This is a genomic window from Nostoc sp., from assembly GCF_036917435.1.
Taxonomy (GTDB): Bacteria; Cyanobacteriota; Cyanobacteriia; order Cyanobacteriales; family Nostocaceae; genus Nostoc.
Genome location: NZ_JBALDM010000030.1, coordinates 19,735 through 43,389 on the forward strand (window position 1 = coordinate 19,735; position 23,655 = coordinate 43,389).

General features: G+C 39.0%; 22 protein-coding genes. 3 read left to right on the plus strand and 19 right to left on the minus strand.

Translation table 11 applies throughout. The features are described from left to right. Positions 1–2: 2 nt before the first annotated feature. The 3 genes from V7K98_RS12190 to V7K98_RS12200 all read right to left on the minus strand — a co-directional run bounded on the left by V7K98_RS12190 (position 3) and on the right by V7K98_RS12200 (position 5,784). Positions 3–1,472 (minus strand): efflux RND transporter periplasmic adaptor subunit, encoded by a 1,470-nt coding sequence (locus tag V7K98_RS12190; RefSeq protein WP_335022048.1) that lies wholly within the window; start codon positions 1,470–1,472, stop codon positions 3–5. A 627-nt stretch (positions 1,473–2,099) separates the two neighbouring features. Further along, positions 2,100–2,678 carry a response regulator gene (locus tag V7K98_RS12195; RefSeq protein ID WP_335022050.1) on the minus strand — a complete coding sequence of 193 codons (579 nt, stop codon included), beginning with the start codon at positions 2,676–2,678 and terminating at the stop codon, positions 2,100–2,102. Between the two features lie 793 nt (positions 2,679–3,471). Further along, positions 3,472–5,784, minus strand: coding sequence for an NACHT domain-containing protein (locus V7K98_RS12200; RefSeq protein ID WP_335022052.1), 2,313 nt, complete (start codon positions 5,782–5,784; stop codon positions 3,472–3,474). Positions 5,785–6,272: 488 nt separating this feature from the next. Between V7K98_RS12200 and V7K98_RS12205 the strand changes: the two genes are divergently transcribed. Then, positions 6,273–6,677: a DUF3775 domain-containing protein gene (locus V7K98_RS12205; protein ID WP_335022054.1), complete on the plus strand. Its 405-nt coding sequence runs from the start codon at positions 6,273–6,275 to the stop codon at positions 6,675–6,677. On the opposite strand, the gene V7K98_RS12210 is transcribed toward V7K98_RS12205, so the two are convergent. From V7K98_RS12210 to V7K98_RS12240, 7 genes are all read right to left on the minus strand, one after another. Next, entirely contained in the window at positions 6,641–6,889 is a 249-nt protein-coding gene (locus tag V7K98_RS12210) for a DUF1816 domain-containing protein (protein ID WP_335022056.1), read from the minus strand. The two genes, V7K98_RS12205 and V7K98_RS12210, sit on opposite strands and share 37 nt — an antisense overlap. Before the next feature lie 876 nt (positions 6,890–7,765). Continuing rightward, complete coding sequence (locus V7K98_RS12215; protein ID WP_335022058.1) at positions 7,766–8,137, minus strand: fasciclin domain-containing protein; 372 nt, start codon at positions 8,135–8,137, stop codon at positions 7,766–7,768. 346 nt (positions 8,138–8,483) lie between these two features. Next, the gene (locus V7K98_RS12220) at positions 8,484–9,086 is read right to left on the minus strand and encodes a hypothetical protein (protein WP_335022060.1); all 603 of its coding nucleotides are present in this window, start codon (positions 9,084–9,086) and stop codon (positions 8,484–8,486) included. A 45-nt stretch (positions 9,087–9,131) separates the two neighbouring features. Then, positions 9,132–10,157 carry a glucokinase gene (locus V7K98_RS12225; RefSeq protein ID WP_335022062.1) on the minus strand — a complete coding sequence of 342 codons (1,026 nt, stop codon included), beginning with the start codon at positions 10,155–10,157 and terminating at the stop codon, positions 9,132–9,134. Positions 10,158–10,241: 84 nt separating this feature from the next. Beyond that, a complete protein-coding gene (locus V7K98_RS12230) occupies positions 10,242–10,889 on the minus strand; it encodes a histidine phosphatase family protein (protein ID WP_335022064.1) in 648 nt (215 codons plus the stop codon). Positions 10,890–11,602: 713 nt separating this feature from the next. Next, positions 11,603–12,166 (minus strand): Uma2 family endonuclease, encoded by a 564-nt coding sequence (locus V7K98_RS12235; protein ID WP_335022066.1) that lies wholly within the window; start codon positions 12,164–12,166, stop codon positions 11,603–11,605. Positions 12,167–12,271: 105 nt separating this feature from the next. After that, positions 12,272–13,003: an ABC transporter ATP-binding protein gene (locus tag V7K98_RS12240; RefSeq protein ID WP_335022068.1), complete on the minus strand. Its 732-nt coding sequence runs from the start codon at positions 13,001–13,003 to the stop codon at positions 12,272–12,274. 161 nt (positions 13,004–13,164) lie between these two features. Between V7K98_RS12240 and V7K98_RS12245 the strand changes: the two genes are divergently transcribed. Both V7K98_RS12245 and V7K98_RS12250 read left to right on the plus strand, forming a co-directional pair. Then, complete coding sequence (locus V7K98_RS12245) at positions 13,165–14,040, plus strand: DUF4351 domain-containing protein (protein ID WP_335022070.1); 876 nt, start codon at positions 13,165–13,167, stop codon at positions 14,038–14,040. A gap of 59 nt (positions 14,041–14,099) precedes the next feature. Beyond that, positions 14,100–14,969, plus strand: coding sequence for an Rpn family recombination-promoting nuclease/putative transposase (locus V7K98_RS12250; protein ID WP_335022071.1), 870 nt, complete (start codon positions 14,100–14,102; stop codon positions 14,967–14,969). Between the two features lie 23 nt (positions 14,970–14,992). Here V7K98_RS12250 and V7K98_RS12255 read toward each other — a convergent pair whose 3' ends face one another. The 9 genes from V7K98_RS12255 to V7K98_RS12295 form a co-directional block, all read right to left on the minus strand. Further along, positions 14,993–15,757 carry an ABC transporter ATP-binding protein gene (locus V7K98_RS12255; RefSeq protein ID WP_335022073.1) on the minus strand — a complete coding sequence of 255 codons (765 nt, stop codon included), beginning with the start codon at positions 15,755–15,757 and terminating at the stop codon, positions 14,993–14,995. Between the two features lie 28 nt (positions 15,758–15,785). Continuing rightward, the gene (locus V7K98_RS12260; RefSeq protein WP_335022075.1) at positions 15,786–16,748 is read right to left on the minus strand and encodes a branched-chain amino acid ABC transporter permease; all 963 of its coding nucleotides are present in this window, start codon (positions 16,746–16,748) and stop codon (positions 15,786–15,788) included. A 39-nt stretch (positions 16,749–16,787) separates the two neighbouring features. Next, entirely contained in the window at positions 16,788–17,390 is a 603-nt protein-coding gene (locus tag V7K98_RS12265; RefSeq protein WP_335022077.1) for a Uma2 family endonuclease, read from the minus strand. A gap of 14 nt (positions 17,391–17,404) precedes the next feature. Then, positions 17,405–18,355 (minus strand): branched-chain amino acid ABC transporter permease, encoded by a 951-nt coding sequence (locus tag V7K98_RS12270; RefSeq protein WP_335022079.1) that lies wholly within the window; start codon positions 18,353–18,355, stop codon positions 17,405–17,407. Between the two features lie 7 nt (positions 18,356–18,362). After that, the gene (locus tag V7K98_RS12275) at positions 18,363–19,610 is read right to left on the minus strand and encodes an ABC transporter substrate-binding protein (protein WP_335022081.1); all 1,248 of its coding nucleotides are present in this window, start codon (positions 19,608–19,610) and stop codon (positions 18,363–18,365) included. 288 nt (positions 19,611–19,898) lie between these two features. Beyond that, a complete protein-coding gene (locus tag V7K98_RS12280) occupies positions 19,899–20,687 on the minus strand; it encodes a WecB/TagA/CpsF family glycosyltransferase (RefSeq protein ID WP_335022083.1) in 789 nt (262 codons plus the stop codon). A 13-nt stretch (positions 20,688–20,700) separates the two neighbouring features. Further along, a complete protein-coding gene (locus V7K98_RS12285) occupies positions 20,701–21,774 on the minus strand; it encodes a glycosyltransferase family 4 protein (RefSeq protein ID WP_335022085.1) in 1,074 nt (357 codons plus the stop codon). Positions 21,775–22,348: 574 nt separating this feature from the next. Continuing rightward, complete coding sequence (locus V7K98_RS12290) at positions 22,349–22,675, minus strand: DUF6464 family protein (RefSeq protein WP_335022087.1); 327 nt, start codon at positions 22,673–22,675, stop codon at positions 22,349–22,351. Between the two features lie 226 nt (positions 22,676–22,901). Then, positions 22,902–23,408, minus strand: coding sequence for a hypothetical protein (locus tag V7K98_RS12295; RefSeq protein WP_335022089.1), 507 nt, complete (start codon positions 23,406–23,408; stop codon positions 22,902–22,904). Between the last annotated feature and the right edge of the window lie 247 nt (positions 23,409–23,655).

Consider the following 23,655-nt stretch of genomic DNA (forward strand, 5'->3'; position numbering starts at 1 on the left):
AATTACGAATTACTCTTTTCTTTCGCCTTCTCGATTTTGTAGTCTTTGGGTGGATTAACAAAAATGCGATCGCCTTCTTTCACTCCCCCTAAAATCTGAGTTTGATCTTTGATTTGCGCCCCGATTGTGATTTCGCGGAACTGGGGTTTATTTTTTGCATCTGGTATGAGTACACCAGTTTTGCCTTTTTCGGTGACGATTGATACCGTTGGTAAGACTAAAGCATTATTAACGCGATCGCCTAAAAAAGTCAGATCGACATTTAAGCCAGAACGCAGTTTATCAGTACCAGTATCAAGAGCAACCCGCACCTGGAAGGATGTCACACCTTGTTCTACCACTGCTTCAGGAGCAATCAGGCGCACATTTCCTTTAAAAACTCGATCGGGATAAGCATCAGCGACAATTTCCACCTGCTGTCCCTGTTTAATTCTGCCAATATCGGCTTCGGGAACTTGAGCTAATATTTCTAACCCGCGTGCTACGGCGACAATTGAACTAGAAGTTGCCGATGCACTCGTAGAAGCAGAAGTTGTGGGTGTTACAAAAGCACCTGGATCGGCGTATTTTTGCGTCACAATTCCCGAAAGAGGAGCGCGAATAATAGTCTCATCTAACTGCACTTGCACACCCTTTAATTGAGCCTCAGCAATGGCAACAGCCGCTTGACGCTGGGTAATTTCTTCAGTTCGAGTTCCATCTTGCAACAGTATCAATGCTGCTCGTGCTTCATTCACAGCCGCTTGACGTTGGTCGATTTCCTCAATCCGAGTGCCACTTTGAACTAACGACAATCGTTTTTTAATTTCTTCTAAACTGGCTCTGGCACTTTTGTCTTCGCTGATAGCTTGATCGAGTAATTGTTTTTTCTCTGCTCCCTCTTTATATAAGTATTGGTAACGCTTTACCTGTTCCCCGGTGTAATTCACCTTTGCTTGAGCCGCATCCACTTGGGATTGAGATTGAGCAATCTCTTGGGGACGATTACCGGCTTTCGCTGCGGCTAGCTGGGCTTGAGCTTGTGCTAACCGCGCCTTTGCTTGAGCTATTTCTTGAGGACGACTACCAGCAAGGGCTTGGGCTAGTTGTGCTTGACTTTGGGCTAAGTTAGCACGGTACTGGCTCCTTTGGGCTTCAACGCTGGCACTATCCATGCGAGCGAGAATTTGCCCTTGTTGAATGCGATCGCCTTGTTGTACATATAATTGCGATAACACTCCAGGGTTCTTGGGACTAATATTTACGCTCTGAACTGGCACAACTTTGCCACTAGCTGTAATCCGCAAAGTAACGTTTTGCGCTGACACTGGCACTGTTAATTGAGCAATATCATCTTTGTTTGTCCCTTGATTTATCAGGGTGTACGTTGTGAGTGTGCCAACAACCAAAGCACTCCCTGCTATTACCCCAACTAACCAGCGTAATGGATACTTAACTTTGCCAATAACTGGAATTTCTATATGAGTTGCCATTTTATTATATAAATGCCTGTAAGTATTGCTACTTGAAAGTATTTTTTAGTTAAAGGAAAAGTGCAAAATACATACTTGGTAAATTTCTGAGATCAAGTTTTTAACAACTAGATGCATAATTAAGCTTCATAGCTGCTTTATATTCCTTAATACTAGGCATTAGTTTTTATGTATGACTTCACCTGAATGGATGACTTTAGCCACTAGTGTGTAACATAGTTTGATTTGCTCCCCATCAGAAGCCAAGATCCCCGACTTCTCTAAGAAGTCGGGGATCTTATTGATCGCAAATGATTTAAAAATTGCTAGAGAGAAGGGGGGAAATATCTCAGTAAGTTGGCGCGAAAAACCAATTAAGCTGTCGTGCATTTAATTTGCACAGCTAGGGCGGGCAAGATGCCCACCCCACAAGAGATTTATTTTTTTGAGGATGCAAATTAAAGTATTTTCAGCTTATCAAGGAAAAATGACAGTTTTGCCAGTTAGCTTTAATTACGCCAACCTACTTAAGTAGGTTGGCGTAATTAAATATAAGATCAAACCTCACCCTGCCTCCGGCTTCCCTCTCCGATACTTTGGAGAGGGATTGAGGGTGAGGTTTTATATTTAATTTTATCCACCTACTTACTAGTACATGACGGCGGCAATAAACCACCCATTTAAAATCGCTAGACATCTTGCAAAATAAGCGTTCTTTCTTTTTACTTTTGCCTTTTGACCTTTGCATTGTTGTACTAGTGTAAAACTACTAGATTCAGAGCAAGAATTTTTCGCCATAGTTTTCTCTACTTGATTGCCAATCATAGAAACCAATCTCTCAAGATCGAATGGTTTTAGTAAATATTCTTCAAACTCTACATCTGGAATTAGGTCATGTGTACCTGCGGTAGATGTTGAAGTTACAATGATTGGGATATGATTTCCATTATCTGATTCCATCACACTCAATGTATTTAATAATGTATAAATACTTTCACCCAAGAACCTAATTTCACAGATTAGGATATTTGGTCTGAACCAACTGAGAATTTCTAAAGCTTCTTTTACTGAACCAGCAGTAATTACATTGGCACTTAGACCTTCAAGTAAAATTGCGTACAAATCTCTACTATCGCGATCGTTGTCTACAACGAGTACTTGTACACCTTTGAGTATGCCAACTGCCAAGCAAAAGCCATTGATTAAATTCATAAAAAGACCTGCCATTAGGCATTTCAGTGCAAAGTGGGCTAAAAAATCTGTAGTGGAAATGCAAATTTTCGCGTCTCTACATTAGGTCAAAAGGCATATTCTTTGAAAATGGGGCATGGGGTATTGGGAATTAGGTATTGCAAAAGAGATTTTGATCTTTCGTTGTAAGTAGGACTCATGGAGACTCTTGCAAAAGTAGCTTTTGTATTTTATTGCCCCTTCGCTTTACCCGACTTCTGCAAGAAGTCTATTGGAAACGTTTCCGTACCAATGGAAGCAAGCGACACGTCAGCAGAAGAGTAATCAACAAGGGAAAGTACCGAAAGAATTATTTTTGCTAGAAATCAAACTGAAACACTTTCTTTCTGTAATATCGCAAAGCGTTGTTTGATTTTGTAAACTATTTGATTAACTACGATACAAAACGTAATAAGATTATAAGGGTAAATGCTGAAAACCGTTGAGGAACTTCTTGGAGTGCAATTGCTCGGTTTTACGACAACTGCAAGAAGAAGGTTAAAGTTGACATCCTCACCGACCTAAAGGCGCGGTGATTCTGGAGTAATGAGTAAATACCCATTTTTCATCCACTCATTACTCCTTACTCATTACTTTAAAGCATTGCGTGAAGCACGGGGCTTCACGCAATGCTTTCGTGAGGTTTTATATTTAACTTGACCCACTTAGGAATAAGAATTTAGGACTAGTTTATGTTTCTGGCTTACCTCACCCTCAATCCCTCTCCTTATAAAGGAGAGGGAAGCCGGAGGTAGGATAAAATTCTCCTAGAAGTCCTTAATCAAAATAATTATTGCCATTCCCTATCCTCAATTTCCTTTTGAGGTAATAATAAAGTGGCTTCAATTTCCTGCCTGATAGCAGCCGTCACTTCACAATTGCTACGTAGACAATCGAGTAGTAACTGATTGGCATCGTAGTAGCGTTGAAGTACTTGCTCTTGTTCAGGGCTAAACTCCCACTGGTGATTAATGTTGCGATAATTAATCACCGTCATATTTAACTGTTTAGCCCAGGCTGAATAGTTTGTCTGCCACCATAGCTGTAGCCGTTCTTGACTTTGGCGAGAATTTGGCAATTGGTCAGAGAGTTGTTCCAGGGATTTATGGAGTCCTATATCTAGAACTATGCCCAAAATGTTAGACAGAGCATCTCCACAGGCGTGGATGTGGGCAAAGTCTTGGCTCCCATCAATTGCACACTCTATCAGCAGGTCATCTAAAGCTGCATCCAGAAACATTCCCTGGTCGAGGCTGCTGGCTAGGGCAAAGTGAGGAGCTATGTGAGGAGTCCGACTCAAGGCAAGGTAAAATGCTCGAGTTGTCGCATCTTTTGATTGGTTTGGAATACTGCGAGATTTTTGGCTAGCCCAGGTCAAAAATTCTTGTAAATATGGGTCTTGTCCAACCAGTGCATCAATCTGTTGCTTCATTAACTGTACCAGAGAGTCTGCACTTCTCAGCATGGTAGCTGTTAACAAAAAAATTTCGTGCCAATGCGGGTCAGTAATGTGACTAACTAATCCTTCTAGAGCTTGCTCAAATGCGTCTAGGTTGTAGCTGGCAACAATTTTTCTTGCTGTGAAGTATTCTTGAAATGCCAGATAGGAGAAAGAGAAAATTCCCCGCGCCCGTTCTGCTAGTAGCCCATGTTGAGCCTCGATTGCCCTTAGCGCTGCTTCGCTTTCTATTTCTAGTTCCTCTGCATCCATTGGCATGTTGGTCAGATTTTGAATATAGTCAGCAATGTATTGCTCAACCATGCGTTGCTCAAAAAAGTACTGACCTTTCTCAAATGTCGCTGCTGCAATCTGACTCAATAACTTGAGCTTTTGTGGTAACAAAAACCCTCGATAAACATTATCCCGTTCAATGCCTCTGGCTTCATCCCATTTGCCCAATAGAAGGTCTAGACCTTGCTTATAAAAGTCAGTCCGCTTAGTCGGAAATTTTTCTTGTCTGTGGAACACCCAGCAGGCAAGATGCAGAAATAGGGGCGTGACTATGAGTTGGCGAAATTGCCAGTTTTCATCTAAGTCCAACTTCTGAATAAACTGAACCGACTGCGCCTGACCATCTTGATTGTTGCTTTTGCTGAATGTCACAAACCATTTTTCGGCGAAGGCTCGGATTTGTTCTGAGGTAAATGGCGCAATCTCAACATCGGTAAAGCCTCGGAGTCTGAGCTTTTGAGATGCTGTTCGACAGGCGGCCACAAACTGATTTTTGTGATACTTTTCTGAAAACCTGCGAATTTCGCCTAAGACAACATTGCTCTGTTGATTAAGAATTTCATCCATGCCATCAAGCAAGAGTAACACTCTACCTGCACTAAGCAAGGTTTCTATGACTGACTGATCTGATATTCCAGATGTGAGAAATTCTTGATGGATGTAATTTAATAGGCTAAACTCGTTGGTGACTTTAGATACTTCAGCAAAATTTCTCAGTGTAATGAAAATAGGAACCTGATTTGCTGTAGATGCAGCTTGGTTACACTGAATGGCGAGATGTTGCAAAAAGGTGGTTTTACCTACGCCTGGTTTGCCTAGCACCCTGAGCTTGGAGTATTTTTCAACTGCCTGTATACCTGGTATTTGTTTCAGGGATACTTCACCTATTCCAAAGCGATCAAATTCTTCTCGTTCAAGGCTTTGGATGTCAGCGATTTCTAACCACTGTTGACTGACAATTTCCTCCAAAATATTCACATCTATATATATGTCATCGATCGCAACAGGACGGCTGATATCCAATAACTGCAAAATCCCACACTGGTCTTGAATTTTGTCGTAGCGTTGCGATCGCACTTTTTCCACTAATTTATCAATATCCACCACCGGGGGGCGGCTGTATTCTTCTAGTTCCATGAACTCAGCCGGCGGATTAGTAGCAATATCCCGCCAATTCAGATCCAACACCGAACAAATTTCAATAAATGTATGACGCTCAACCGCACGACCACTGAAAAACCGCCAAATCGGTTGTCTAGTCTTGAGATTGACTTCCCCTGCTAGATTCTCTTGTGTCCATCCCTTCAGAGCAAATGCTTTTTTAGCTTCTTGAATGCCAGAGAGTGATGCTTGGAGCGATCGCTTGACCATAGGACAATAACCCTGCTCCTCAAATCATGGACTTTAACTTTTCTTAATATCTGCGATCTTATAGCTTTTATTCTGATATCAACATTCTACTGCCTTAAAATTATACAAAATCTGAGCGTATGCTCTCAAATTTTTAAATTTTTATGACAAAATCAAACGTTATACCTTTACCTTATACATTTGAATCTTTCTACAATACCTGAATTCAAACACTCGCCTGTAAAGCTTAAATACAGTTGAAGTGTTACTTGCCAAATTATAGCCTGATAATAATATGGTGTCATTATATTTTTGTATCTATTAAAGTCTTCTTGATTAAAATTACTGAGTTACAGCACTTCCGCCTGCTATGAGGTACGCACACAGTCTCAAAAGTTAGGATAGGAAAGGGATATGGGGAAAATTGTGCTTCATAATAGCCGGAAGCGCTGTATCTCTATTCCTATTCATTGATTTATAGTTATTCACTCTAAAATCAATATAAAAATATGAGTTTCTTATCAATCAACAAAATAGATAACGTTATTGAAATTGCTGAATTGGTTTATGGAACAATGGAATCTGGTAGAAAAAATCAACCAGAAACATTTATAGATAAATTGTCTAATTATTTAGAGGATTTCAGCATTACAGAAATATATTCGGTAAAGACATTACACAAATATATTGAGGAGTTTTCCCAGGAAGAAAAAGCAGAGCTAATAGCTCTGATGTGGGTTGGCCGAGGTATAGCAGATGGACAGTTAGAAGACTTCCTAAATTTGGTTAAGCAAGTAATAGAGCTTATACCTCGAAATTATGCAACCAGTTATATTATCGAAAAACCCCTTTTAGCAAAATATCTAAGAAACGGGCTTCAAAAACTAGATATTTGGACTTCTGCTTTATCGTGAAAAATTGTCAGGACATCAGGCTGACATTGCTTGACTAGCGCAATGATATCTCTAGCTTCTTCTTGATATAAGTCTTCGACATAGCCACTTCTAGAAAGTTGTGCCTCTTTTTCACTATCAAAAGGGCCAAAGTAATAAGTACAGCGCGGAACAGTGGTATTAACTTCTACCCACCAGGCGAACTCTAATTGATTAGATTGAAGTAAATTCATGATAGATACCAATTATTAATTTAACTTGATTAAGGACATTCTTGATTTTGTTTTCTACACTGGCATTTCTTGATAGCAGTAGCTACAACGCCAGTAAGCTCTCCCTAAACTCGCGTGACGGAGTAAAACATTTGAACAGCAAACACAAATATACTTTACCTTCATAGATTGACTGATTTCTGTAAATATATGATTCTGAGTAGAAACATATATCAAATTATTTTGATGTGTAAATAAACGTTTCATTTTCAAAGCCTCATCTGTTAAATTTATGTAGCTGATATTGTTTTTACTTTGCGTGCAACTTTGAAGAAAAATATAGTGTTTCCTAATCATCCGAGATACATCATAGTCCCTTCTCTTTGAGTGGGGGGTGGGTTTCTTGTACTTCACTCAACCGAGAAAGGCTATTATAATGAATATTTAAATACTACTAAGTAGAGCAGCGTAAATAATTAAAAGTTTGTAGTGAGGACTTTAGTCCTCAGATGAGGGCTTCAGCCCTCACTACAAACTAATTTCAATATTTTTTATATTACTTAATCTAGTTTGATTTATTCTCGGCTACTTACTTAAGTTAATCCTAAAAATAAAATCTATAATTGGGTTTAGGAACGAAAACTAACCTATTAATATTCTTAAATAGGTAGTATTGAATAATGTTATTGTCTTGAATATTGCGTAAGTTAAACAACCTTAGAAAATATTAAATCTAGCTACCCAGTCTTGCTTACAGATAATTCAAAGCCTCTCTCCCAAGAGGAGAGAGGTCTAATATTTAAGAACAGTTAAGCTGCTTCAAATATATATAAACAGTAATGAGGTAATGACTATAAATAGTTTCTACCCAACAGATGTTATTCACTATCTATATATTTACCGAGGAATCAACAATGATGTGGATGACACCGTTATCATCAGCAGCATCGGATTTTGACGCTCTGGTTTATCATCTACATTGAAGTTATTGAAAGGATTAATTTTAAAACTTGAACCTTCAATCGGCTTTATGGGTATTATCTTGCCGGAAACAATGTGATATGTCAGCAGTTCCTGGATCTTATTAATATTGTTAAGCAATGTTTGTACAGTACCTGCTGGAAGGTTGTCAAATGCTTGACTTGTGGATGCAGAGGCAATAAACGAGTCAACCCCTTTGAGAGTATCTATCAGATTGGCAGCCTTGATCGCATCAACTAGGGTGCTAAAAGAACCGACGTTAACGGCAGTATCAATAATATCAGCCATTCATTTAACTTGCTTGTGTAATTTGCTTATTATTTTTAGTATGACATCCTAGTGTTACAAATCATGTTTGAGTAAGTGGTTGAGTACCGTATAAATTGTATGATTTTAGCTAAAAAAATTAAATAATTAAAATACAGCAGAATTTAGGAGGCAATGGAAAAATCTTGTTACCGACAATCTAAGATATTTTATCTAGTTTACGGTGCATTACATAATTTGTAAGAAGATTATACATTATTTTTAATTATTTGCATCTACCTGTTTATATAACAGTCCTAAATCACTCGTGAAAAGTTAGATCCCCGACTTCTCAAAGAAGTCGGGGATCTGGAGACTGCGAATTATTTCACTTTTTGAAAACTACATTGAAGGAATTTAAATACCCAGTAATAGTTTTAGCTAATGTCTTTTGCTGTTTTTTTGTAGTTATTGCCATTACTTGATATAGCCTTCCTTGGGCAATATACATTCTATTTATAGTGATTTTCCCTCCAGAATTGATGTACTCAATTTCTTTGCCAGGATGGTTGTTATAACTACGAATATTTCTTTGACTGATTAAATTACTTTTCGTAGTCTTTAAAGCCATATCTCGCGCATTATTAAGTACAGCTTGGGGATCAGTTATTTGACCATAACTATAAGGAAAATCATTGTAAGCAACTATGTATGCTACTTCCTGTTTTGGTGGTTGAGCAACAAATATTTCTAACATAATTTCCCCCATATAAGTTTTTTGGTATTCGGTGTTTCTGTTGGGGTTTCCCGGCATCAAAATACTAAAGCGCCCATCTGGGGCGGTGTATACCTTCCATTTTGGCTGCAATATTTTAGCAACGGTTGGCTTGACAACAGCCGTCGGGGTTTTGGGTTGACGTGCTTCCACTAAAATAGAACCACCACAGATAAAGGTGGCGGCGATTAGTGGCAACAGACTTTTAACTGTCATAAATTTTGCCTTTTGAGATGCTGATCTCACTGATGATGCTAGCTGTTATAACCTAGCAGCGCATAAAGCAGCACCTATTAGTCCCACTTGCGGGTTGAGGATAATATACACGGGGATCTCTTCGAGGAGGCGGCGCATCCTGCCTTTTTGGGTGAAGTTTAATAAGAAACCGCTATTTTGGATTAAGGGGAGAATTTTGGGCGCAATCCCACCAGCGATATATAAGCCACCATAAGGTAGGAGTTTCAGGGCGAGATTACCAGCTTCTGCACCATAAGCCTCTATAAATAATTGCAAGGTTTGTTCGGAAAGGCGATCGCGTCCTTCTAGTGCGGCTGTACCAATAACAGCACCAGGATCGACACTTTTCTCTTCTTGTCCGGCTTCTTGTTCCCAAGTTCTGACGACTTGGGCAATATCTGGTGATTCAGTCGCAAATTTGCGATCGCGCAGAAATTGATAAATTGCCACAATTCCCATTCCCGAAACCACCCGTTCCACAGAAAGGCGCTGGATATCATGTTTACCCAGCAGGTATTTCAACAGTTGAAATTCCATCTCGTTCCGAGGAGCAAAGTCAGCGTGTCCACCTTCTGAGGGAAAAATTTGATAGTCATTTCCCTGTTTAATTAAAAATCCTTGCCCTAACCCAGTACCAGCACCAATAATCCCAATCGGGGCTTCTGGCTGAGATTTGCCAACCTGCAACGTCAGCAAGTCTTGTTTTTGTAAACCTACAATGCCATAGCCAACGGCGGCGAAGTCGTTAATCAAAGAAATATGCGGGATACCCAACTCTTCTTGTAGACGTTCGGTATCCAAGAACCAAGCTAAATTGGTTAGCTTGGCAGTATTTTTGACAATGGGGCCTGCGATCGCAAAACAAGCCTTTTCTGGTATTGCTGTATTAGCTTTGACCAAAAACTGCTGCACTATGGGTACTAAATCGGGAAAATCAGCACTGTGGTAACTTTCCTGATAAATAGTATGTGGACTTGGCGAATCTGATGTTTCAACCAATCGAAGAATAGTTTTCGTACCGCCGATATCTCCTGCTAGTAATAAAGTCATAGAACTTATTCGGGGATTAATTACTTTTTTTGTAGGATATACCCAACGTAGCAGAAGCTATGAACACAAATATCTATCAGAGGTTTAAGCAAATCGAATCACTTCCTCTATATGGGTTAAATGGGAAGTATCTCCAGTTAGTTCTAGTAACCATTCTGGATCTTCGCGTACCACTTTTACCAAGGAACATAGAGAAGCCTTGACTTCTGTTTTAGCAATTTCCCCCACTAGCCCCATTGCTCCCCCCAACACAGATGCCCCATGTGCTACAAGCAGGATATCCTTTGGGAAGAACTCAGTAGCTAAACATCTAGCAGTTTGCCCAGAACGTTCTCGCACTTTTTCGTGAGTTTCAGGATATTTGGCAGCGATACGCGAAGTATAACTGGTGTCAATCCTGGGGAATAATTTTTCTAATGCTGGAGTTGAGAGTCTTTCGGGTTCTTCCGTCATCCAAGCTGGATTTAGCCATTCACTCAAACCTGTTTCGAGTTTGATCGGCAAGTTGAGCATTTCTGCAACTGCGTTTGCCGTTTGTACAGTTCGCAGGAAAGGGGAAGCGAAAATATGGGAAATCTTTTCTTTTTTCAATCGTCTAGCTAACTGCCGTGCCTGTATCATCCCATCATCAGACAAGGGTGGATCGTAGCGTCGTTCGGCGGTGAGAAACCAATCAGGGTTTACGAAATCGAGGCGGTTAGCGTGTCTTGCTATCCAGACTATTTGACTCATGGGTTTAATTATTCCGGTGAATAGAATTCCCCGCTAAACAAATATATAGATATCTGCAAGGAGGGCTGCAAATATTAATATAAGACATTATTTGTAATAATTTGTAATAATATCATGTATAAGCAAAACTTATTTTAGATGTCAATGTAGCTTTTATTAAAGCCTTTTGAGCCATTTTTCTAAAGCTACATCAACAAATCCATTTAGAGGTTCATATTCACCAAAATCAAATACAACATATCATTTCATTCCAACAGCATATCTTTCAATATCAACTCAGCTTCATTTGCAAATTCACAACTATTGCCTATTTTTATTAAATTCACAAAATCCATTATCTAACTCTGACTTCAGTAAATTAACACCTTTAGTATTCCTAAAGCTAGATATAAATCTATATAGCAGATTGCAACAAGCGTGAGGTACAGATCATCGTAGGCGCACAACATGTTCATTGGTGTCAACTTAAGCTCAAAGCTTTGTCCCATAGCCGTTTTACCCCCCTTAATCCTCCCTTATAAAGGGGGGTAACAGTAAATCCGGTTCCCTCCCCTTTATAAGGGGAGGGTTAGGGTGGGGTAAAGCGGATCGTCATAGGAAGTGAGTCAACTCAAGATCGTTTCTTCACAAGGGTTTCACGTTAAGTTGACACCAATGCAACATGTTGTGCCCCTACCCGTGTACTTCATTTACCCGCAATACGCTGTAATTGCTTATAACTTTAACCATCCAAATAGTTGCCCTACAGTTAGTTGAAGATCGCTAACTAAATCGGGAACTGGTAATATTTCTTGTTCTTCTTGTAAAAGTTCTGGTTGCTGCTTTGGTGGATAGACTAAAACAGAACGCTCATCTAGATCGATCAGCCAACCAAAGCGACTACCATGTTTTAAACAATGTAGAATATTTCCGGTTACTTTAGTCTGGCTTTGATCTGGCGAAAGAATCTCAATCGTCCAGTCTGGATAAGTATTGAAGACATTAGCGACATCTCCCCGTTCATCTAAAGGAATCCGTTCCCAAGCAAACACTGTTAGATCAGGTACAATTGAACGTCCGCCAAATGTACACCGTAACTCTGGAAATGCAAGGGTAATTTTTCGACTTTCAACTACTGCATTTATACCTGTGACTAAGTTACCCTGTAATTTACTATGTTTTCCCTGTGGCATTGGTTTTTGAGTAATTTGACCGTTGATGTATTCACTAGCTGGTTTTGTTTCTGGTAGTTTCAAAAACTCTTCTAAACTTAGGGATTTAGTTAGCGATTTTACCATTTACTTTTGCCTTACAATTATTCATATATAACAATAAATCATCTATAGCTTAAAAGCTCAGATCCCCGACTTCTTTAAGAAGTCGGGGATCTTGTTTTTCACGATTTACCCTAAATAAGCTTTTTTAACTCGCTCATCACTAATTAATTCTGATGCTGCACCTGATAAAGTGATAGAACCAGCTTCCAAAACATAACCGCGATCGGCAATTTGTAGCGCCAGATTAGCATTTTGTTCAACTAACAATATAGTTACGCCTGTAGCCCGGAGATTTTCAATAATCGAGAAGATTTCCCGGACGATCGCAGGGGCTAAACCTAAGCTAGGCTCGTCTAAAAGTAAGAGTTGTGGTCTACTCATTACAGCCCTTGCGATCGCTAACATTTGTTGTTCGCCACCACTGAGGGTTCCTGCTAGTTGATTGCGTCTTTGAGACAAACGTGGAAATAAGTCAAATTGACGCTGAATATCTGCTTTTATCTCCGCTTGATTGGAACGAATATAAGCACCCAAAAGTAAATTATCAAATACTGTTTGTCGCGCTAATACTCTACGTCCTTCAGGACAATGGGCGATACCAAGTTGTACGAGTTCGTGAGTTTGGCGGCGGTTAATATTATGTCCATTATAGATAATTCCGCCACTCTTAGGATTAACTACTTTAGATATGGCGCGAAGTGTAGTAGTTTTACCAGCACCATTAGCACCAATTAGAGTTACTACTTCACCTTTTTTAATAATTAAATTAATCTTTTTTAGAGCTTGAATACCGCCATAATTAACATCAAGCTCTTGAAGTTCTAGAATTGTATAATCTGGTCTACTTTCGGATTTCATCGGCGGTTTACATCCAGAAATGTTGATTCAAAATCTAAGATACATCAATCATACATTTCTTAAAACAGTGCGTAGACATTGCTTAAACTTAAAAACTAACGTCAGAATACTGCAATCTTTATGATGTACCATTAATTACTGAGAAATATATCAAGCGTCCTGTGGCAAAAGCAGCAGATATTGGTAGCAAACGATTAATTAATTTAGCTCCTGATGCATGGGTACAGTGGGTTACACAACTTCCTGAAGTTGTGGCTAAAGAAATTATCGGTTCTGAGTTTCAGTGGATTAGCCGGGAAACAGATGTGTTGGTGAAAGCATACAGTCCCACTCACGGAGATTTTCTAGTACTAAATGAACTACAACTGCGTTATACAACACACATGCCTCTACGCATGAGAGCATACGCAGCATTAGCACAAGAACGCTATCGATTGCCAACTTACCCAGTCCTCATTAACATTTTACCGCCTCCATCCACCTTAACTATTGTCAATAGTTACGAGCAGGAATTTCTGGGATTACGTGCCATCCAAGATTATCGCGTAATTAATTTGTGGGAAATCGATGCTGAAATAGCGTTTGAGCAACCACTACCATCGTTGTTACCCTTTGTGCCAATCCTGCGAGGAGGGGGAGAGGTATTAGTCGTACAACGCGCATTACAGGCGCTACAAGCAGACCCACAGTTGAACCAATTAGAATCATTGCTAGCATTTTTTGCTAGCTTTGTCTTAGACACGCCTTTAGTGCAACAAATCATGAGGTGGGATATGACAGTATTGCGAGAATCGCCTTGGTATCAGGAAATTCTTAACGAAGGTGAGGAACGTGGTCTTCAGCAAGGTCTTCAGCAAGGTCTTCAGCAGGGTGGACGACAACAGTTAATCCGAGTATTGCGACGACGTTTTGGCGAAATTCCTCATGAAGTAGAAGCAAGGCTTGAGGGTGAAAGTGTCGAACAATTAGAAATTTTAATGGATAGCGCGATCGCTATAAATTCTTTAGACGAATTTGTGAAAATTTTGTTTACATGAATTATATAGGAGATTTCAAGTTACCATAAATCTTACTTACTGAGTGTATCTATACCTTGATGACAAAGCCTGCTGATGTCAGTACCAAAAAATTAATCAGCCTCGCACCCAACAACTGGGCAAGATGGGTAACGCAGATTCCTGATATTGTCGCTGGAGAAATTCTAAATAGTGAATTTCAGTGGATTAGCCGGGAAAGTGATGTTTTAATCCGTGTCAATAGTCCGCAACATGGAGAATTTTTGCTTCTCAACGAATTGCAATTACGCTATAAATCCCAAATGCCGCGTCGGATGCGTGCTTATACTGCGCTTGCGGAAGAAAAATATAACTTACCAACATATCCCGTCCTCATCAATATTCTGAAAACTGGTAACAACGAAATACCCACAAGCTTTACATCAAATATTGCCGGATTACGGGCAATACAAGATTATCGGGTGATTAATCTGTGGGAAATTGATGTCAATATTGCTTTTCAACAACCCTTACCATCCTTACTGCCATTTGTACCCATTCTCAAAGGTGGTGAAAATGAATCTATTATTAGAGAAGCATTGCAAATTCTCCGTGCTGATGAACAACTAAACCAACTGGAAACAGTTCTAGCTTTTTTTGCTACGTTTGTTTTAGAGAATACGCTCGTTCAAGAAATCATGAGGTGGGATATGACCGTATTACGTGAGTCACCTTGGTATCAAGAAATTTTACGCGAAGGGGAAGCACGCGGAGAAGAACGCGGGGAAGCACGCGGGGAAATGCAAGGAATACTTTCTGCGATTGAAATTAATTTAGAGTTGAAATTCGGCGATCGCAGCTTAAACTTAATCCCACAAATTAAGCAGATTCAGGATTTAGAGCGTTTGAAGACAATTTTACGGAATATTGTCACTGCAAATACTATTGAGGAATTGCAACAGATTTTGTAATTCTCAAGTTAAGTTATCATTCATTATCCCAAATATGCTTCAATTACAGCTGGATCGTTCCTAACTACAGATGGTTCACCCAAGGCAATCAACTGCCCAAAATCTAACACGGCAATGCGATCGCACAAACCCATAACCAAGGGTACATGGTGTTCAATCAGAACGATCGTCAAATTAAACTGTTCTCGCAGACTGCGGATAAATTCGCTCAGTTGCTGCTTTTCATTGGGGTTCATCCCCGCCGCCGGTTCATCAAGGAGTAAGATTTGCGGTTCTAGGGCTAAAGCGCGGGCAATTTCTAGCCGACGCTGATCGCCGTAAGCAAAGTTTTTGGCTTTTTCGTCAGCGCGATCGCTCAAGCCTACCATTTCTAATAATTGTAAAGCTTTTCGCCGGCTTTTTTTCTCTTCCCGACGGGCTGGTGGTAATCCCAAAAGTCCTGTTAATAGATTACTTTTATTATCCAAATGTCGGGCAATTATGATATTTTCTAATGCTGATAATTCACCAAATAAGCGAATATTTTGAAAAGTCCGAGCAATACCTAAACCTGCAATTTGATGCGGGCGTAGTTGGGAAATATTAGTATCTTGATAACGTAATTCTCCACTCGAAAGGGGAATAAAAGCTGTAATCAAATTAAACAGTGTTGTTTTCCCAGCGCCATTAGGGCCAATTAATCCAAAAATCTCATGTTGATTAACTGTAAAAGATACATTATTCACTGCCACTAAACCTCCAAAGCGGCGAGTCAGTGATTTGGCTTCTAAAATAATTTTATTTGTCATTTGCCATTTGACTACTCCATTCTGTTTATTAACTTGTCTGCTTGGATGTTTTAGAAATTAACTTTATGAATAACCTTTTACACTGTTTTAAAATATCTGGAGTTATAAATCCTTGGGGGAAAAATATAGTTCCTAAGACGATTAATATACCATAAATAATTAATCTCCCATCTCGTAAAAATTGGGCTAACCAATTGGGTAATCCGGCTATATCGGCTATTCTTCGTAAAATAATTTCTAATAAAACTTTCAATACAATAGCACCGACAACCGAACCTAAAAAAGTTCTAGAACCCCCAATTAATACAATCGTTAAATAGGTAATACTAGCATCAAAAGTACCTTGTCGAGCATTCCAGGTATTGAGAAAATGAGCGCTGATTACACCTACAATTCCGGCAAGAATCGCTCCGAGAGTAAAAGCTAAAACTTTGTAATAAGTGGGGTTAATTCCCATTGCACTGGCGGCTAATTCATCTTCGCGGATGGCGATGAATGCTCTACCTGTACGAATGCGTTCTAATCGGTAAAATAATACCATACTAATTAACAGTAATGGTATGGCAATCCACAAATATTCTATTTGGCTTTGGAATGGTTGAGGAATACCAAAAATCCCGACAGCACCACCTGTAATATCTAAATTTAAGGATACAACTCGTAAAACTTCTACAAAAGCGATAGTTGCGATCGCTAAATAAATACCCCGCAACCTTAATGCCGGAATTCCAACTATTACAGCTAATATGCCGGAAACCAAACCAGCAATTAACATTTCTAATAAAAGTAATGGAATCGGAAATAAATTATTACTAGATGGGAAAACTTTTGTAGATAAAATCGCGGCAATATATCCACCTAAAGCATAAAATCCAGGACTAGCTAAAGACAATTGTCCAGCCATTAGTGGTAAGTAAAGCGATAATCCTAATAAAGCCTCCAATACCATGTAGACTATTGATGATTCATAAGTAGAGAAAAATTCAGCCATTTTTAGATTTTTTGATTAAGCTATCACTTTTATCAATTCTTAAGCTGTTAATATTTCCTCTGCTGTTAGCGCCAGTTCAGGAAAAGTCCGTGACACAATTCTTTCTGAACCTCTAAACTGTGTACGTTGATATTTACCCTCAGCATCTAGTAGAAAAACAAACACAGCCGGAACTTTGGGATTTCCCAAATACTCTCTTAAACCAATTGCCAAATAATCTACAATCCAATATTCTGTAATCCCTAAGCGTTGATATTCATCCAATTTATCAATGTAGTCATCTTCCCAATTAGTTGATGTTACCTCGATAGCTAACTGAATGGGTTCTTCAAGTGCAGAATAAGCAGAACGATTTGAACGCCATACATCTTTATCTATAACACTGACATCAGGTTTGCGTCCTTGTTCTATTCCATTGACAGTTATAGTTCTAAAGACTGCTGTATTTTTTACTACGTAATTCAGATTTAGACGTTTAATTTCATCTTTGAAAGAGTCAGCCGCAAAATCAGCTACATCATCATGATTTCTAGTTGCACGCACTTCTACAATTTCTCCATCCACAAGTTCATATAAGCCTTCCTCTGGACACTGTTCTAAAAAATCATCGAAAGTTAATTTTTGTTTAGTGTATGTTTTCATCGCGCTACGTCTCTTTAAACTTTCTGAATAAACCGACGACCTAGCAAACCTTGCGGTCTAACTAACAACATGATAAATAATATTCCATAAGCTACAGCTTCTTTGTAACCAGAATATTCCGCCGGCACAAAAGCTTCAACTAACCCAATGAGTAATCCTCCTAAAACTGCGCCGGGAATACTACCCAAACCACCTAAGACAATTACTGCTAAACCCCGCAATCCAAAAGCAATCCCGAAATATGGGCCAGCAATACTAACACTAGAAGCGACTAAAGTTCCTGCTAATCCTGCTAGAAAACTGCTGATGAAGAATGTTAAGATGATAAAACGATCGCTATTAATCCCTAACAAACTAGCTGTAGTAGGATCTTCTGCGATCGCTTGCATTGCCTTACCATACTTAGTCCGATTGATAAAATAGGTAATAATTGCCACAATCACAACTGATACAGCAAAAATTATTATCTGAACAGTACGAATGGGAATTTCCTTTTCTTGAGTACCAAAGTTAATCGAAGGTGGTAAATTCCCATAAGTATCTGCGGGATATGTGTAACTTTCTGCGCCTATTAAATACTGAATTAAGTTCACAATTACCACTGCTACCCCCAAGCTGGAAACAACAGTTAGTAAAGGATCAGATCCTTGACGGCGCAAAGGTTGAAAAGCAACCCGTTCCATCACAACCCCTATCAATCCTGCTAAGGTACTTCCTAAAATCAAAGCTACAGCAAATGGTAATTTGATTGGCAAGGCTGCATTAGCTAGTAAGCCATTAAATCCAAAGCTACCACCCATAAAAGCATAGGTGAAATATGCGCCCAAGGTGAAAATCGCACCATGAGCTAAATTAATGATGCCCAAAATCGAATACACTAAGGTATACCCTAATGCAAAAATTGCATAGATACTACCAATAGATAATCCGTTCAAAAATTGTTGCAAAAATAGAGTGATATCCATGTTGCAACTATTTTATAAATACGAATTTTCCAGTGTTTCCATCTTTATCCATCTTAATTCGGGCGACATAAAATTCGCTTTGAACCACATCGCCTATTGGTGTAAAACCGATCTTACCTAATGGAGTATCATACTCTCCAGTGAGTATTTCCTGGTTCAATTCTGTCCGCAATTTATCAAGAGGTAATGTGCTGATTTTAGACTTTTTATCCAACTTTTTAAGAGCTTCAACATACACCTGCACTGCCGTAAAAGCTTGACCAGTAAATTGGGCTGGTTCTTTCTTGTATTGCTCAATATAGGCTTGGCGAAATACTTTATTAATCTCACCAGGATATTCAGGACTGTAAGCTTGAGCAATCAGCACACCATCGCAAAGGGCTTTACACACCGATAAAACATTGGGTGTATTCAGACCATTACCACCAATAATTATACCTTTATAACCTAGTTCTCGTAGTTGCCGCACTAAGTTACCACCATCAGCAGCTAGTCCCGAAATAATTACTAAATCTGGTTTTAAGTTAATTGCATTAGTAGCTTGGGCTTGAAAGTCTGTATCAGTAGTTTGGAACTTTTGAACTGTTACTAATTCTAGCCCTTGTTCTCTAACTGTTTGTTGAAAAATTTCTGTTTCTGATTTGTTAAATGCATCATTTTGGGCGTAAAAAACTGCCACTTTTTTAATTCGAGGATTCTGCTTGAGTGCAGCTTTAACCGAATTAGGGGCAACTATAGAAACAGGCGCAGATACGCGAGCTACATAATTACCAATTTCTGGAATCCCTTTTGCGGTATTTGATGCTCCAATAACTGGAACTTTAGCACGTTCGGCTATGGGATCAGCGCTAAAAGCTTGCTGTGATAAAGTAGGGCCAACAATACCAACAACTTTATCTTTGTTAATTAAAGTTTGAAAAGCGTTAATTGCTCCAGCTTCATCACCGCTAGTATCTTGGGCTATTAATTTAATAGGAGTGCCATTAATACCACCTTTACTATTGAAATATTTCTCAGCAATTCTAGCTCCCACAAATCCCTCTTGACCGAGTAATGCTACGTTGCTAGTTTGTGCTAAAGCGATACCGATGGGAATAGCACCCGATATAGTCGTTGTCTGGGCAGTGTTAGTAGTAGTGTTATTTATACTACTGTTTGGAGTATTAGTTACAGAGCTACTGCCACCACCACAGCCTGTTAGTAGCAAAGCGCAAGTTGATAAGAATGCTGTTGTCTGAGCGATCGCGTTATTCATCGTTAAATAATCATGTAGTTATTAGATATTCTGCAAAAGTCAATAAGGTCTGCAAACTAATTAGGCAGTTTATATTTTTGCAAGAATTTTATTTTATTAAATCATTTTTATTTGCATAATCAAATAAAAACATTCCAAGTATTTGTCATTCAATTTATTAGAATTAATATAGCCTTTATTAGGTACGTCATAGCCCCCTCTTCGCTTGCGGAGAGGGGGTTGGGGTTCTTATCTACACTTTAAAACTTTTCAAACACCGCCTTATGACTACTTAACTTGTGTGTAATTTCATTTATCGTTCACACCGTCAAGGTTTCCGTATTGGCTATTAAATAATCCTAAACGCTGTTTGACTACCAAGTAAATCAAAGCAGGATTACCAAAGATATAACGCTTCCATAAGCGTCGAGGCTCTGTTAAAAGCCTAAATAACCACTCCAGCCCTAATTTTTGCATCCAAAGTGGCGATCTTCTCACCATGTTGCTAACTAATTCAAAGCTGACACCAATACCGACAGAAATCGGTACACCTAAATGCAAATAATTGGCAGCGATCCATTTTTCTTGTTTTGGTGCTCCCAAACCAACAAATAGGATATCGGGAGATGTTGCTGTAATTTTTGAATTGATTGAAGCTAATATTGTTGGCTGAGATTCAAACCCGTAGGGAGGACAATAAGTACCTACAATCTGCAAGCCTGGATGTCTGGATACAAGAATCTCTTGAGCTTTTTCGGCAGCACCAGGGCGACCTCCTAATAAAAAGACCTTCAATCCTTTTTCAGCAGCAATGGCGCATATTTTCTCGAACAAATCTGTACCATTAACTCTACCATTAAGGGGAGTTTGTAAGAACTTGGCCGCCCACAGCAGCGACACCCCATCTGGTACTACTAAAAAAGCCTTGCGATAAATTTCTCGGAAATTGGCATCCTTTTGCAATGATAAAATATGCATAGCATTAGGAGTAACTACATATTCTGGCTTACCCTTATAGACTACATGTTTCACGATTCTATCTACAACTTCATCAAAATTGTAGTTATCAATTTCAACTCTGCAAATGTTGATTTTCATTAGTAGTTCCAGCTTAATTCAATTTTGATAACGAACGATAGATATCTGCTAAACGAATAGAATAGTTTTTAATATCAAATGGTTCAACACTTTTTCTAGCAGCGCTTCCCAGAGAGAGCCTTAAAGTTTCATTTTCAATCAGTAATTGTATAGCTTCTGATAATTCCTCAATCTTTCCTTCTGTAACTAGCAGACCATTTTGATTTGAAATCACTAATTCAGGAATACCTCCTACAGGGGTTGAAATTACGGGTAATCCCCAGCCCATAGCTTCTAGAATCGCCATAGGCAGACCTTCATTGTAAGAAGGCAAAATAAATACATCTGCTTTTGACAACACTTCATCCCGTTTTTCGGAATTAATCCAGCCCAAAAAAGTTACATTGTTTATCAGGTTGAGACTAACTGCTAATTGCTGCGCTTTTTCGATTTCACCATCTCCTGCCAGAATTAGGTGGGCAGATTTTTTTTGAGAATCTGGTAAGTTAGCAAATGCCTGAATTAAATCAAATGCACCTTTCCGTTGACCGACTCGCCCACAAAAAACCAAAATGACTTGAGTCCGATTTTGGCGGTCAGGAACCTGTATAGGTAATTCGCAAGGATTAGGCAAGATAATAACTTGCTTCGGATTTAAACCTAGATTTAAGACATAGTAGTCATGCCAAGTTTTTGAAAGAACGATAAACCCTTGGCAACGCTGAAATACTGTATTTAAAACTTTTTGTGCTAATTCAGGTAGTTTAGCATAGGTTACTTGAAATTCTGCACCATGAGCATGTATCAAGAAGGGCTTATTAAATATAAAGGCAAAAACACAAAAAATAGCTTTTCGCACAACACTACCACCATCAGACATGTGAATGTGTACAGCATCTATTTTTTGAGTAAACATTATCTTTAAGAATTTTGCTAAAGCTTTAGCAAAAACAATTATTCTGTGATATGCTGTTCCCTCATCATGAGTGGTTATATGCTGAATTTCAATATCATCAACTACATGCTGAATTATCAGTTTTTCAACTGATGCTATTCCTCCATTTTGTTCTAGACTAGCCCCTAACATCAATATCTGCATTTGGTTCATTCACATCAACCTATGTAATTCTTAAGTAATAATTCAGGTCTAAAGCAAAAGAATTCAAAATGTAGCATGTTAAAAATCGCTAATAATGTCTTAAATAGCTTGTTAAAACAAGTCAATGATGTAACCTAGTTGATGACATAGCCGGGTAGTACCCTAAATAACTCAGTATAATGGCTGTAAGACCTTAAGAATTTTACTCTTTTTCCCAAATTTCTACAAGTTTTTACTCAAGTAACATCCACTCTTCATTTTTTGCCTGTATAAATTTGTCAGTAATGGCTCTTTTTTATATATCTCTGAGAAAAGAAAAATAAGATTCTGGGCTTGAATATTTTTTAAAGCCTTGCTCGATTGGCAAAGTTAAAGAAATCTTGTTTGGAGCCAAGCAGGGAGAAACAAGGTTAAACCCCTCCAAAATTATAGTAGAGCCTTTTTAGCTTGCTTCAATTGACATCTGCGATATAAGCACAGAAAAAGCTATCAAATCGAGAGCCTAACTAAACTTGGGATTTTTTCAATCCACAATAATTGGTTGCAAGAGGTATATTATTTAATGGGAGTAATATAAAGAGCGTTAAAGCTTATTTTCATTGCGAGCTAATTCTTTTGGTTCGTAGTGACGGCAACCGTTACATGGTCCGTCAGGATTGACAGCACAACGCATGTAGCCAGATCGAGCATTAAATTTGCAGCTGATGTCGCCAATCAGATAACCCACCCCTTCTAAATAATAGCGATCGCTCTCAACTGGTATAAGGTTTTGCCGTCCCTGCACCACTGACAAATTCATGGCTGCTTGCCTCATTCGTAAGCGCGATCGCGTATGGGTTTTACGGATCGCCCACAGAGAAATCAGGGACGGTAAAAAACCAACGGCAATTACTAAAAGTGTCTTTAACACCTTCTTTTTACCTCTTCTGTGCGCTGATTGATTGTGCCTGATGTTGCACTCTGCTTTACCGAAGTGCAAATATTAGGGCAGTTTTGTCTAATTGCAACCATAGTTGGCGGCCATTAGCAATGGCAGTGTAATATCTAGCAATTTTAACGAAGAAGTTCCTTCTGCCACTTCAATCAGCATAACTGTTACAACCCCAGACGTGAACTGCCGTTGAATGTTGATAATTTTAAGATTTGTTGACTAGTGCCTTTTTGCATAAGTGTCTTGTGTCAACCTCCGCCCCACTCTTGTTTTTTCTGTGTCGCTGCGATGCTAATCTTTTTTTGGTTTGCTGACGAAGTTGCTGTGCTAGCAGTGCAGCTTCCCTTTCAGCTCGGAATAAATCAATTTTTCGCGTTGTCAAAATAAATGATTCATCAGGCTTTCGTTTTACCCAAGGGACGCTAACTGCGAAATACTGACAAATGTGTTTGCCTATCTCTTTCTTCAATAGTGGGTAACATTTTTGACTATTCAGTGTGTTAGCGATCGCTTTCAACTCCAATATGGCTGCTTCTAACTCTCGCGCCATCTGATTGATGCGCTCAACTTGTGTTATCAAACGCTCCCGTTCACTGATGATTTTTTCCTGTTGCGGTTGCAATGGAACTATTGCAGTAGTTACAGATAGAGGCTGCAATAGCGAAACTTTCAGCAAAATGGGCTTTTTGTCCGTGTCTAGAATTTTTTTCATACTACCTCAAGTAAGGCTAGCTGACTTTTAAGGCATTTTAGCAGCAATTTAGTATATTTGTACTATGTATTCGATATGAGGTTTAATATGACGAATTATGCGGGCAATTAATGAAGAGTGCTGAGTTCCGAGTGCTGAGTTAAAAGATCGCCCACAAGGGGCGGGGTATAAACCATTGGTGTCAACTTAACGTGAAACCCTTGTGAAAACTGAATATTGAGTTCACTCACTTACCATCACGATCCGC